General features: G+C 63.0%; 13 protein-coding genes. 5 read left to right on the plus strand and 8 right to left on the minus strand.

Translation table 11 applies throughout. The features are described from left to right. Window positions 1-2: 2 nt before the first annotated feature. Together MQW79_RS12855 and MQW79_RS12860 are read right to left on the minus strand one after the other, a co-directional pair. Window positions 3-608, minus strand: a complete 606-nt coding sequence (locus MQW79_RS12855; RefSeq protein WP_476584867.1) for a histidine phosphatase family protein — start codon at window positions 606-608, stop codon at window positions 3-5. 2 nt (window positions 609-610) lie between these two features. Next, the gene (locus tag MQW79_RS12860) at window positions 611-1,156 is read right to left on the minus strand and encodes an NADPH-dependent FMN reductase (protein WP_476584868.1); all 546 of its coding nucleotides are present in this window, start codon (window positions 1,154-1,156) and stop codon (window positions 611-613) included. 104 nt (window positions 1,157-1,260) lie between these two features. On the opposite strand from MQW79_RS12860, the gene MQW79_RS12865 reads away from it, so the two are divergent. Together MQW79_RS12865 and MQW79_RS12870 are read left to right on the plus strand one after the other, a co-directional pair. Next, window positions 1,261-1,668 carry a VOC family protein gene (locus MQW79_RS12865; protein ID WP_476584869.1) on the plus strand — a complete coding sequence of 136 codons (408 nt, stop codon included), beginning with the start codon at window positions 1,261-1,263 and terminating at the stop codon, window positions 1,666-1,668. Window positions 1,669-1,731: 63 nt separating this feature from the next. Continuing rightward, window positions 1,732-1,941: a hypothetical protein gene (locus MQW79_RS12870; RefSeq protein ID WP_476584870.1), complete on the plus strand. Its 210-nt coding sequence runs from the start codon at window positions 1,732-1,734 to the stop codon at window positions 1,939-1,941. On the opposite strand, the gene MQW79_RS12875 is transcribed toward MQW79_RS12870, so the two are convergent. The 4 genes from MQW79_RS12875 to dnaK form a co-directional block, all read right to left on the minus strand. After that, the gene (locus tag MQW79_RS12875) at window positions 1,938-2,939 is read right to left on the minus strand and encodes a glycosyltransferase family 8 protein (protein ID WP_476584871.1); all 1,002 of its coding nucleotides are present in this window, start codon (window positions 2,937-2,939) and stop codon (window positions 1,938-1,940) included. The two genes, MQW79_RS12870 and MQW79_RS12875, sit on opposite strands and share 4 nt — an antisense overlap. Before the next feature lie 54 nt (window positions 2,940-2,993). Continuing rightward, window positions 2,994-4,121 (minus strand): molecular chaperone DnaJ, encoded by a 1,128-nt coding sequence (gene dnaJ / locus MQW79_RS12880; RefSeq protein ID WP_476584872.1) that lies wholly within the window; start codon window positions 4,119-4,121, stop codon window positions 2,994-2,996. A gap of 327 nt (window positions 4,122-4,448) precedes the next feature. Next, window positions 4,449-4,739: a GIY-YIG nuclease family protein gene (locus MQW79_RS12885; RefSeq protein ID WP_476584873.1), complete on the minus strand. Its 291-nt coding sequence runs from the start codon at window positions 4,737-4,739 to the stop codon at window positions 4,449-4,451. 206 nt (window positions 4,740-4,945) lie between these two features. Then, complete coding sequence (dnaK, locus tag MQW79_RS12890) at window positions 4,946-6,859, minus strand: molecular chaperone DnaK (RefSeq protein WP_476584874.1); 1,914 nt, start codon at window positions 6,857-6,859, stop codon at window positions 4,946-4,948. 253 nt (window positions 6,860-7,112) lie between these two features. Here dnaK and MQW79_RS12895 point away from each other — a divergent pair, with 253 nt between their 5' ends. Continuing rightward, window positions 7,113-8,891, plus strand: a complete 1,779-nt coding sequence (locus MQW79_RS12895) for an aminodeoxychorismate synthase component I (protein ID WP_476584875.1) — start codon at window positions 7,113-7,115, stop codon at window positions 8,889-8,891. Beyond that, window positions 8,888-9,523: a bifunctional nicotinamidase/pyrazinamidase gene (pncA, locus tag MQW79_RS12900; protein WP_476584876.1), complete on the plus strand. Its 636-nt coding sequence runs from the start codon at window positions 8,888-8,890 to the stop codon at window positions 9,521-9,523. Before MQW79_RS12895 ends, pncA begins: the two co-directional genes overlap by 4 nt. Window positions 9,524-9,742: 219 nt before the next feature. Here pncA and grpE read toward each other — a convergent pair whose 3' ends face one another. Together grpE and hrcA are read right to left on the minus strand one after the other, a co-directional pair. Beyond that, window positions 9,743-10,327, minus strand: a complete 585-nt coding sequence (gene grpE, locus MQW79_RS12905; RefSeq protein ID WP_476584877.1) for a nucleotide exchange factor GrpE — start codon at window positions 10,325-10,327, stop codon at window positions 9,743-9,745. Between the two features lie 87 nt (window positions 10,328-10,414). Next, complete coding sequence (hrcA, locus tag MQW79_RS12910) at window positions 10,415-11,497, minus strand: heat-inducible transcriptional repressor HrcA (protein ID WP_476584878.1); 1,083 nt, start codon at window positions 11,495-11,497, stop codon at window positions 10,415-10,417. 140 nt (window positions 11,498-11,637) lie between these two features. Between hrcA and rph the strand changes: the two genes are divergently transcribed. Further along, window positions 11,638-12,354 (plus strand): ribonuclease PH, encoded by a 717-nt coding sequence (gene rph / locus MQW79_RS12915; RefSeq protein ID WP_476588234.1) that lies wholly within the window; start codon window positions 11,638-11,640, stop codon window positions 12,352-12,354. The last annotated feature ends 62 nt before the right edge of the window (window positions 12,355-12,416 follow it).

Genomic DNA, 12,416 nt, shown 5'->3' on the forward strand with positions numbered 1-12,416 from the left:
TTTCAGGCGAACCAGTCGGGTCCGATCTCTTCCATCGGCGTCCAGTCGGTGAGCAACTGCTTGGCGGCCAGATCAAACAGAAAGCCATTGCCGCCGCCATGGGCGCCGATCCGGCCCTGGTCTTCCTCGCGCGAAATGCGACGGTTGCCGATGCGGCACTTGAGCAGCGTTCCCACCGCCCCATGGCCGCAAAAGATTACCGGTACGCCCGATGGCACCGCCAGCAGGGCGGTGCGCACGGTGGAGACGATGCGGGCCTGCGCATCGATGGCGCGTTCCCAGCCATCGGCGCTTTGCTGTGGCTGGGCAAAGAAGCGGTCGGCATGGGCCTCGAACAGGGCCGGCGGCAGGAAGCCGGTCGATGAGCGGTCATTCTCGCCCATCTGGTGATCGGACATGACAGGGGTCCCGGCGACGGCGGCCAACAGGTCCGCCAGTTCCAGTGCCTTGGTTTCACGGCTCGAAAATACCCAGGCCCCGGGCGGCACCACGCCGCGTCCCGCAAAGGCCTCGGCCCGCGCCCTGCCCTCGGCCGACAGGCCCCAGAGCGGCACGGGAACGCCCGCGTCAATCCGGACCTGCGGATGGGTGAGGTAGAGCGCGCGCAATCCTATCCCCGGCTGAAATGAGTGAGCTCGCTCACCATCTGCTCAACTTTGCGGATGATGGCAGGTTCCACCGGGTCGCCCTTCTCGTCAAAGGCGGCTTCGGCCGGGCCGATGCCGAGCAGCGTCGGAACGATCAATGTGCCAACCTTGGTGAGGCTGTCGCGCAGGTGGCTCAGGGACCATATGGTGCCATACTTTCCTGACGACACGCCCCCAATGCCGAATACGGCATGGCGGAAGGGGCTGGGCTTCTGGCGGGAAAGCCAGGTCACGGTATTGACCAGGAGCGGTGGCACGCCGCCATTATATTCGGGCGTGGCGATGAAGACGATGTCGTGGCTGCGCCACATCTCGGCCAGCCGCGCGGCCGCCTCGGGCACATTGTCGGGTTCGAGATCCTCGTTGAAGATCGGCATGTCGAAATCGCCGAGGTCGATTTCGGTCACTGCGACGCCCGCTTCGCCGAGCTTGCGGCCCATATGCTTTTGCAGGATGCGGTTGTAGGACCCCTTGCGGATGGACCCCGAAAGGGTGAGTGCCGTCTTCATACTGCCTCCAAACGAAATCACTGTCGAAACCGGCGCCGCTCCCTCGTCGCCTTGGCAGAGCGATTGCACGACGCTAGGCTCATCAGATCATTGAGGAAACCATCATGTCCACGTCGATTTTCATCAACGTACCCGTGCGCGATCTCGAGGCCTCCAAGGCCTACTTCAAGGCGCTGGGTTTTGATCACAATCCCCAGTTCACCGACGAGACCGCCGCTTCCATCGTCATCAGCGACACCATCTATGTGATGCTGCTGACCCACGAGAAATTCAGCGAATTTTCCGGCAAGCCGGTCCCCGATGCCAGGACCCAGATCGCCGCGCTCTATGCCCTCACGCGCGACAGCCGCGAAGACGTCGATCGCATTGCCGACGCCGCGCTGAAAGCCGGCGGCACCGAGCAGCGCGAGGCGCAGGACTATGGCTTCATGTATGGCCGCGCCATTGCCGATCTCGACGGCCATGTCTGGGAATATACCTGGATGGACATGAGCCAGTTCCCGACCGAATAATCGAGCCCCGGCGGCCTCCTTTCGGGGAGGCCGCCCACCCTGTGCGTCCTTGGGAGATCCCGCATGCCCACGAAGATGACCATCACCCATCTCAGCCACGATCTGGTGCAGAAAAAGAGTTTTGTGTCCTTCGTCTGGGCCGATGATCCCGGCAAGCGCCTCGGGCTCGAAGTGCCCTACGGCACTGACCTCGCCGATATCGAGGCGGCTGCCGAAAAGGCGGTCGGGGATCTCGTCATCGAGTTGCAGGGCGCCGAGCGCAGCCTGCCCTAGCCCAGCTTCAGCCAGCGCCGGACCAGCCGCTTATATTGCTCGCGCTGGTAGCGGTAGAAATGGTCATTGGTCATCAAATGCCGGTAGGTGCGCTTGAAGGCAACGCGCGACCACGGCCACCACGGCCGGCTGTCCGATGAATAATGCAGGATATGCGGGTCGAAGACCTCATGCGCCGGCTCCGGATTCTGCATGTTCCAGCGCGTATCGAGTTCGAGGAACTGGCCCTTCAGCACGAAATTGAGGATATCCTGGTCGTAATAGAACTGTTCGAGTTCTGTCTGCGGCAGGTCCTTGATGCCGGCGATGAAGTCGACCTGGGCATAACGCCCGAGATCGATCAGCATGACCCCGGCATTGTAATAGGGCTCGGCCATCGAAAACACCGAGCGCGTCTTCAGGTCCTTGCCGGCAATGCAGTGCATCCGGTCCGGCTGCAGCACGGCCGCGATCACCTTGCCCTGCATATCCGTGGCGAAAAGGTCCTCGATCGGATTGCGCACGAAGGTGTCGGCGTCGATATAGAGAACCCGCTCGGTGCCCGCTGGCAGCAATTCGCTGAGGAACAGGCGCACATAAACGATGGGATTGAGCCGCTTCATGCGGATGCGCGGAAAGGCTGCAATTCGCGCTCCCAGAATATCGCTCTGCTTGAGATCGATCAGCGTGACTTCGGCGCCGTAGTCGGCGGCGATGGACTCGATGGGTGCACGGTTCTCGGGCTTGAGGCCGGTGTGGAACACATGAAAGCGCAGCGTGCTGGCGTCTCGGCTGGTGAGGCACAGCGAGCGCATGGTCGCATAGCCCGGGCCCCAGAAATTGTCGTCAAAGGTCAGGACGATGTCATGCACGGCGGTGGTCCCCAGACCTGCAGCGCGGAGCCCCGAGTGTGCCGCGCCTTCGTGCCACTCGACCTTGGGTCTCGTAGCCTTGATCGCGAAAAATCGCCCCACCGGGGCGATTTTTGCGCCTACCCGCCATTCAGCCATAGGCTTCATGGCCTTGAGCCATCAGATCACGCCACCGGCGTGATCTGGCGCGAAGCGCCGGGCTCAAGCCTCGAACATTTTCTTGAGTTTGTCGAAGAAGCCACCCGAGGTCGGGCTGGTTTCCTCGGTTTCGAGCTTGGCGAATTCCTCCAGCAGTTCGCGCTGGCGCTTGGAAAGATTCTGCGGCGTCTCGATGTCGAGCTGCACATAGAGATCGCCGACATCCTTGGATCTGAGCACCGGCATGCCCTTGCCTTTCAAGCGCACGCGCTGGCCCGGCTGGGTGCCGGCCGGCACCTTGACCTTGGCGCGCGCATTGTCGAGCGTCGGCACTTCGAACTCGCCGCCCAGAGCCGCCGTGGTCATGGAAATGGGCACGCGGGCGTAAAGATCGGCGCCGTCGCGCTGGAACAGCTGGTGCGGCCGGATCGAGACGAAAATATAGAGATCGCCCGGCGGTCCGCCGCGGAGGCCCGCCTCGCCCTCATTGGCCAGACGAATGCGGGTGCCGTCCTCGATGCCCTTGGGCACGTCGACACTGAGCTTGCGGTTCTGCTGGCGACGGCCCTGTCCACCGCAATCGGTGCAGGGCTGGTCCATCATCTGGCCGCGGCCCTGGCAGACCGGGCAGGTGCGCTCGATGGTGAAGAAGCCCTGGGCCGCGCGCACCTTGCCATGGCCATTGCATTGCCGGCAGGTATGGGTGCCGGTACCCGGCTTGGCCCCTGTGCCCTCGCAGGTTTCGCAACCGGCCAGTGTTGGCACGTCGATTTCGACCGTGCGGCCGTCAAAGCTCTCTTCGAGCTCGATTTCCAGATTATAGCGCAGGTCCGAGCCGCGCAGTTTTGAGGCGCCGCCTCCGCCGCGACGGCCGCCGCCCATGAAGTCGCCGAAGATGTCTTCGAAAATGTCGGACATCGAGGAATTGAAATCTGCGCCGAAGCCACCGGCCTGCCCGCGTCCGCCATCGAAGGCGGCATGGCCGAAGCGGTCATAGGCCGAACGCTTCTGGGCGTCCTTGAGCGTGTCATAGGCCTCGTTGATTTCCTTGAACTTGCTTTCCGCCTCGGCATTTCCCGGATTGCGATCGGGATGGTACTGCATTGCGAGCTTGCGATAGGCGCTCTTGAGGGCGGCATCATCGGCGCCTTTCTGGCAGCCGAGCACCTCGTAGAAATCGCGTTTGGACAAGGTCTACTCTTTCAAATTCGCCGCGCCGGTCTGGTCGTCGCGCTTAGGGAATAGGCAAAGGCCGGCTAGGCCGGCCCGTTCACCCGCATATGGGCAGGCGCGGGGGTATTAGCAAGGGGAACGGATGGGATCAACAAAACTTGGATTCACGTGAAACTTCGAGACGTCCCGCAAGGCCAATTGCGTCAGCGGTGCAGTTGGAGGCGAGAAGGCTATGAGCGCTAGGCTCGAATGGCGACGGTCTGGAAGAAACTTGATCTCATGCCCCCCGTCATTGCCCGGCCATCCTCGGGCTTGACCCGAGGACCGGGCAATCCATGCGATGCATCAGGTATCCATGAGCCAGTCCGAGACATCTTTCCATTCAGGATTGACCGTCTCAATCAGATTGATCTTCCACTGCGGCGGATACTTCTTGATGGCCTTTTCGCGCCGGATGGCCGCCACGATCAGATCGTGTTGCTCGATCCAGACCAGGGTTTTGACGCCATGGCGCGAGGTGAATCCGGGAGTCAGACTATGCTGGGGCTCAAACCAGCGTCGCGAGGGATTTGACGTCACGCCCGTATAGAGCGTGCCGTTCTTCTTGGACGCGAGGATGTAAACGTACCCCTTCATGGGTCGAGCATGCCGCGAAATGGACCACCCGGACAAGCCGGGTGGTAACGGTGTGGATAGGACGCGATCTCACAACAACCGTCATTGCCCGTCCATCCTCGGGCTTGACCCGAGGACCAGGCAATCCATCTTTCTTCCCTTGCCTCCACAAAAACAAAAGGCCCCGGCGTCACCACCGGGGCCTTCGCATTCACTCAGTCCGACGCTTACGCCGACTTCTTGTCGTCGTCGTCCTTGACCTCTTCGAAGTCGGCGTCGACGACGTCGTCTTCATCCTCGTCGCGGGTGCCATTGGCCTTGGCTTCGGCTTCCGCCTGCGATGCCTTGTACATGGCTTCGCCGAGCTTCATCGAGGCTTCCGCAAGGGTTGCGGTCTTTTCCTTGATGGCTTCGGCATCGTCGCCGTCCAGCACCGACTTGAGGTCGGCAATGGCGGCTTCGATGGCGGCCTTGTCCTCGGCCGAAACCTTGTCGCCATAGTCCTTGAGCGACTTCTCGGTCGAGTGGACCAGCGATTCGCCCTGGTTCCGGGCTTCCACCGCTTCGCGCTTGCGCTTGTCGGCTTCGGCATTGGCTTCGGCGTCCTTGACCATCTTCTCGATGTCGGCGTCCGAAAGACCACCAGAGGCCTGGATGCGGATCTGCTGCTCCTTGCCGGTGCCCTTGTCCTTGGCCGAGACGTTGACGATGCCGTTGGCGTCGATGTCGAAGGTCACTTCGATCTGCGGCACGCCACGCGGGGCGGGCGGAATGCCGGCCAGGTCGAAATTGCCGAGCAGCTTGTTGTCGGCCGCCATTTCACGCTCGCCCTGGAAGACGCGGATGGTCACCGCATTCTGGTTGTCTTCGGCGGTCGAGAAGGTCTGGCTCTTCTTGGTCGGGATCGTGGTGTTGCGATCGATCAGGCGGGTGAAGACGCCACCGAGGGTTTCGATGCCGAGCGAGAGCGGGGTCACGTCGAGCAGCAGCACGTCCTTGACGTCGCCCTGCAGGACACCGCCCTGGATGGCAGCGCCGAGCGCCACGACTTCATCGGGGTTGACGCCCTTGTGCGGGTCCTTGCCGAACAGCTGCTTGACCGCTTCCTGCACCTTGGGCATGCGGCTCATGCCGCCCACCAGCACGACTTCGTCGATCTGCGAAGCAGACACGCCGGCATCCTTCATCGCCTGCTTGCACGGCTCGATGGTGCGCTGGATCAGGTCGTCGACCAGCGATTCGAGCTTGGAGCGGCTGAGCTTGAGGGTCAGGTGCTTCGGGCCCGAGGCATCGGCGGTGATGAAGGGCAGGTTGATTTCGGTCTGCGTGGCGCTCGAAAGCTCGATCTTGGCCTTTTCGGCAGCTTCCTTGAGGCGCTGCAGCGCGAGCTTGTCCGACCTGAGGTCGATGCCCTGCTCCTTCTTGAACTCGTCGGCCAGGTAATCGACGAGGCGCATGTCGAAGTCTTCGCCGCCGAGGAAGGTGTCGCCATTGGTCGACTTCACTTCGAAGACGCCATCGCCGATCTCGAGGATCGACACGTCGAAGGTACCGCCGCCAAGGTCATAGACCGCGATGGTGCCCGAGTTCTTCTTGTCGAGGCCATAGGCAAGCGCGGCCGCGGTTGGCTCGTTGATGATGCGCAGCACTTCAAGGCCGGCAATCTTGCCGGCATCCTTGGTGGCCTGGCGCTGGCTGTCGTTGAAATAGGCGGGAACGGTGATCACGGCCTGGGTGACGGTCTCGCCCAGATAGCTCTCGGCGGTTTCCTTCATCTTCTGCAGGACCATGGCCGAAACCTGGCTGGGCGAATACTTTTCGCCATTGGCTTCGACCCAGGCGTCGCCATTGTCCGCCTTGACGATCTTGAACGGGACCAGGTCCTTGTCCTTGGCCACGACCTTGTCGTCGAAGCGGCGGCCGATCAGCCGCTTGACCGCGAACAGGGTGTTTTCCGGATTGGTGACGGCCTGACGCTTGGCCGGCTGGCCAACAAGGCGCTCGCCGTCCTTGGAGAAAGCGACCATGGAGGGCGTGGTGCGCGCGCCTTCCGCATTTTCGATCACCTTGGGATTGGAGCCGTCCATGACGGCCACGCAGCTATTGGTTGTACCGAGGTCAATACCGATAACTTTTGCCATAACTCTTGCCTCTCTTTCAGCGAACCCGCCACGAAGCCCTCTCAGCGAAAGCAGCTTCCTGGCCCAAAAAGGGGCCGGGGTCCCTCGTAGGTTTCAAATCGCCCCCTGCGGGGCCTCGGGGGGTATATAGGGGGGTGTGTTTGACGCTTCAAGCGCGTGTATGGGGAGTTTATCACGCGGGCCAAAAAGGCGCCGCGACGCGCCGCCAAGCCTTCCCATATCGCGCGCCCGCAAAAATCGCTAAACAGCGGGCATGATCACCTCAGGCACCGTGCTCCTGCACGACAATCTCGACCCCGATGGCCAGAGCCTGCTGTTTTCGCAGCCGCGCCAGGTGCTGGTGGCTCATGACGCCGCCGGGGCCCGCACCGCCTTGCAGCGCGTCGAACAGGCGAAGAACGACGGTCTCTGGGCTGCTGGCTATCTCGCCTATGAGCTGGGTTTTCTGTTCGAGGAGCGCCTGACCCCGCTCCTGCCGGCGCGCAGCCAGACGCCGCTGCTCTGGTTCGGCCTCTACGACGCCCCGTTGCGCCCCGCACCATCGGAAATCGCGGCAATGCTGGCCTCGGCAGGTGAGGGACGCGCCACCAATATCGGGCCCGCGCTCGACTTTGCCGCCTATGAGGCCGCCTTCGACCAGGTGAAAAACCTGATCGCCGCCGGCGATACCTATCAGGTCAACCTGACCCTGCGGGCGCGATTCGCTCTCGAAGGCGATCCGCTCGGCCTCTATCGCACCCTCGCGTCGAGCCAGCGCGTCGCCTATGGCGCCTATATCCATGCCGGCGACCACCACGTGCTCTCCCGCTCGCCCGAACTCTTCGTTTCCGGCACTGGCGATCTGCTCAAGGCGCGCCCGATGAAGGGGACGCTGAAACGCGGCCGGACCCTGGCCGAAGACCAGGCCGGTCGCGCCGCCCTCGCCTCGGACGAAAAAAACCGCGCCGAAAACCTGATGATCGTCGACCTGCTGCGCAACGATCTGGGGCGGATTGCCGAGACCGGCTCGGTGCAGGTGACTGACCTCTTCACCGTGGAAACCTTTGCCAGCCTCCACACCATGACCTCGGGCATCACGGCGCGCAAACGCCCCGAAATCGGCATGGGCGATGTGCTCGAAAACCTCTTTCCCTGCGGCTCGGTGACGGGAGCGCCCAAGCTGCGGGCCATGGAAATCATCCACGCCGTCGAGACCGAACCGCGCGGCCTCTATACCGGCTCGATCGGCTATATCGCGCCCTCGGGCGATTTTGCCTTCAATGTCGCCATCCGCACCGCTGTCATCGACGCCCAGGGTAAGGGAACCATCGGCATTGGCGGCGGCATTGTCGCGGACAGCACGGCCCGCGACGAATATGACGAGGCGCTGCTGAAGCTGAAATTTCTCTCCGATCCCGCCCCGCCGGTCACCCTGATCGAGACCTTCAAATGGACGCCGGATGAGGGATTTGTCCTTCACGAGCGCCATCTCGAGCGGCTCCTCGAATCGGCCAGCTATTTTGCCCTGCCGGTGTCCCGTGACGCCGCTGCCGCCTTCCTCGCGGAAAAATCCCGCGACTGGACCGGGCCCATGCGCGTCCGCCTCACGCTCTCGACCTCCGGCCTTGACCTCACCGCCGTGCCCCTGCCTCCGGGCCCGGCAACTTTCCGCTTCGCCATTGCGGCTGAACGGCTCAGCTCGGCATCGATCTGGCTCGCGCACAAGACCACCAATCGTGCCTTCTACGACGCCCCACGCCAAAAGGCGCATGATGAGCGCGGCCTCGATGAAGTAGTGTTCCTCAACGAGCGGGATGAGCTCACCGAGGGTAGTTTCACCAATCTCTTCGTCGAGATCGGCGGCAAGCTCCTGACACCCCCCCTCACCTCCGGTCTCCTGCCCGGCACGCTGCGGGCCGAGCTCGTCGCTGAGGGCAAGGCAGAAGAGCGGGTTCTGGCCCTTGCCGATCTGCGCTCGGCCGATGCAATCTGGCTTGGCAATTCCGTGCGCGGCCTGATCCGCGCTGAATGGGTAGACCGGGAGACCACATGACTATTGCCATCGCGCCCGACGACGTCCTCGTCGTCGTCGACCTGCAGTATGACTTTCTGCCCGGCGGCAGCCTCGCCGTATCCGGCGGCGACGAGATCGTGCCGCTGATCAACAAGCTGGCCGAAAAGTTCTCCCACGTGGTTCTCACTCAGGACTGGCATCCGGCAGACCATATCTCCTTTGCCAGCCAGCATGCGGGCAAGGCGCCCTTCGAGACGATCGAGCTCGACTATGGCACCCAGGTGCTCTGGCCCGACCATTGCGTCTGGGCGACGCGCGGCGCTGAAATCTCTAGGGATCTGAAAATCCCGCACGCGCAACTGATCATCCGCAAGGGGTTTCGGCGCGGCATCGATTCCTATTCCGGCTTCCAGGAAGCCGACCGGGAGACGCTGACGGGTCTTGCCGGTTATCTGGGCGAGCGCGATGTCGGCCGGTTGTTCGTCGTGGGGCTGGCGACGGATTATTGCGTCGCCTGGACGGCGCTCGATGGCGCTGCCGGCGGCTTTGACGTCACCGTCATCGAGGACGCGACGCGGGCCATCAATGCCAATGGCTCGCTGGAAACAGCCTGGGCCGATATGGACGAGGCTGGCGTGGCGCGGGTGATGAGCCGGGACATTCTGGAATAACACTTCTTCTCCCTCCCCCTTGTGGGGAGGGTAGTGAAGCTAGGCCGCCAGGCCGCAGCGAAACCAGGGTGGGGGCAGTCAGCACAGTGCGCGTGGCCCACCCCACCCCATCCCTCCCCGGCCTAGGGGATATGCCGCATCCAGCGCGCGGCCAGGCCCTTCGTCCAACAAAAAAGGGCGCCTCGCAGCGCCCCTTTCCAAACCCAAAATTCCAAAAGCTCAGGCGCTCTTGTCGATGCCCTCATCGCCAGCGGGGGCAGCCGCGCCGCCCTTGGCGACGCCCACCATGGCCGGGCGCAGCACGCGATCGCCAATGGCAAAGCCTTCCTGCACCACCTGTACCACCGTGCCCTCGGGCACATTGGGGTTGGCCACTTCGAACATGGCCTGATGCTTGTGCGGGTCGAATTTCTGGCCCGCCGCCTCGATCGGCTTGACGCCATGCTTGGCCAAGAGGCGCTGCATTTCGCGGTCGGCCAGCTCGATGCCGTCGATGAGGCTCTTGAGGGAACCATCAGCGGTCTCGCGCACCTCGGCCGGGATCACCATCAGCGCGCGAGAGAGAGCGTCGGTGGCGGTCAGCATGTCGCGGGCGAAGCCGGCAATGGCATAGGAACGGGTATCGGCCACGTCGCGCTCGGTGCGCTTCCGGAGATTTTCCATCTCGGCATGGCTGCGCAGCACGCGATCGCGCAGTTCGGCATTTTCGGCCTGCAGCGCCTCGACAGGATCGACTTCAGGCGTCTCGGTGGCGGGAATTTCGGTTTCCGGCTTGTCGCCCTGGGCGGCGTTCTCGTCGCTCATCTGGTCTTCTTTCCCAATTGGGTAAATCTCTTGCCCGCCATATCGGCCAACAAGGCTTTCAATTCAAGCCTTGGACGATGGTTGCCGTCATTTGCCACGCTTGCGCGCCATCATCGAGGAGATGACATTGGCGGTATAATCCACCACCGGCACGATCCGCGCATAATTGAGCCGTGTCGGGCCGATGACCCCGAGAACGCCGACGATCCGGTCATTGGCATCCTTGTAGGGCGAGAGGATCACCGACGATCCCGAAAGCGAAAACAGCTTGTTCTCCGAGCCGATGAAGATGCGCACCCCCTGCCCGCGCTCGGCGTCACCAAGCAGCTCCAGCAGACCCTCCTTGCTCTCAAGCTCGTCGAACAGCTGGCGCATGCGCATCAGTTCGTCGCTGGCCATGGTGTCGTTGAGGAGATTGGCGCGGCCGCGCACGATCACCGTGGGCGCATTATTGCCGCCGGGCGCGGCGAGCGTGGCAATGCCTGCATCGACCAGCTTCTGCGTCAGCTCATCCAGTTCTGCCCTTTGCTCATCGCGCCGCTCATTGAGCACTTTGCGCGCCTCGGACAGGGTGCGCCCCACCACATAGTTCGCCAGGTAATTGCCGGCCTGCTGCAAAGCGCTGGCCGTATAGCCGGGCGGCAGGTCGAGAATGCGGTTTTCCACCTGCCCATCATCGCCCACCAGGATTGCCATGGCGCGCGCGGCGTCGAGCCGCACGAACTCGATATGCTTGAGCACCATGTCGGCCTTGGTGGCGATCACCACCCCGGCCCCGTGGCTGAGACCCGACAGCAGCGACGATGCCTCGGCCAGTACGTCTTCCACCTGCGCGTGTCCCGCCGTGCCCTCGATATGCCGGGCGATGTGGCTGCGCTCGTTTTCGTTGACCGTGCCGATTTCGAGCATGGAATCGACGAAAAACCGCAGGCCCTGCTGGGTGGGCGCGCGGCCGGCCGAGGTGTGCGGCGCCGCGATCAGCCCCAGATCTTCAAGGTCCGCCATCACATTTCTGACAGAGGCCGGCGACAGCTCAACCTGCAGGAGGCGGCTCAGATCGCGCGAGCCGACCGGCACGCCTGTGTCGAGGTAACGCTCGACAAGCCGCCGGAAAATTTCCTGGCTGCGGGAATTGAGCACCGAGAGGAAGTCTTCGGCCGGTCGTGTCATGGTGGTTTGATTAAACTCTTCGACTTTAACCCTGCCCCTTCATTTAAGGCCTTCGTCCCCATCCGCCAAGCGCCCGACGCTTGTGAGCGATGGCGTTGAGCGTTAAGAGGCGGTTAACTGCAACAATTACTGGAATCATGATGCGGCCATCCGGACGGCAGCCAAGCGATATGCGGGCGGTAACCCTTGAGCGCAATGTCGCCATGAAGGCGGAAGGCTCATGCCTGGTCGCCTTCGGCAATACCAAGGTCCTGTGCACGGCCTCGGTCGAGACCAGCGTGCCGGGCTGGCTGCGCGGCAAGGGCCAGGGCTGGGTCACCGCCGAATATGGCATGCTGCCCCGCGCCACCGGGTCGCGCACCCGCCGTGAAGCCACGGCCGGCAAGCAGTCGGGCCGCACCCAGGAAATCCAGCGCCTCATCGGCCGGTCCCTGCGCGCCGTGGTTGATCTGGAAGCCCTGGGCGAAGTCCAGGTCACGCTCGATTGTGATGTGCTCGAAGCCGATGGCGGCACCCGCACGGCATCCATCACTGGCGCTTATGTCGCTCTCGCCGACGCCATTGCCTGGATGGAAGAGCGCAAGCTGACCAAGGGCCAGGTGCTCAAGGACTCGGTCGCCGCCATCTCCTGCGGCATCTATCGCGGCACCCCGGTGCTCGATCTCGACTATCTCGAAGACGTCGAAGCCGAAACCGACGCCAATTTCGTCATGACCGGCTCGGGCAAGTTCGTGGAAATCCAGGGCACCGCCGAAGGCGCGCCCTTTTCCCGCGAAGAACTCGAAAGCCTGATGGCGCTGGCCGAACAGGGCATTGGTGAACTCAGTGTCATGCAGAAAGCGGCCCTGGGCGCATGATGTTTTTCCGGACCAAGGCCCCCTCACCCGGCCTCCGGCCGACCTCTCCCCCAAAGGGAGAG

The organism is Devosia sp. Micro-HW1, from assembly GCF_056341075.1.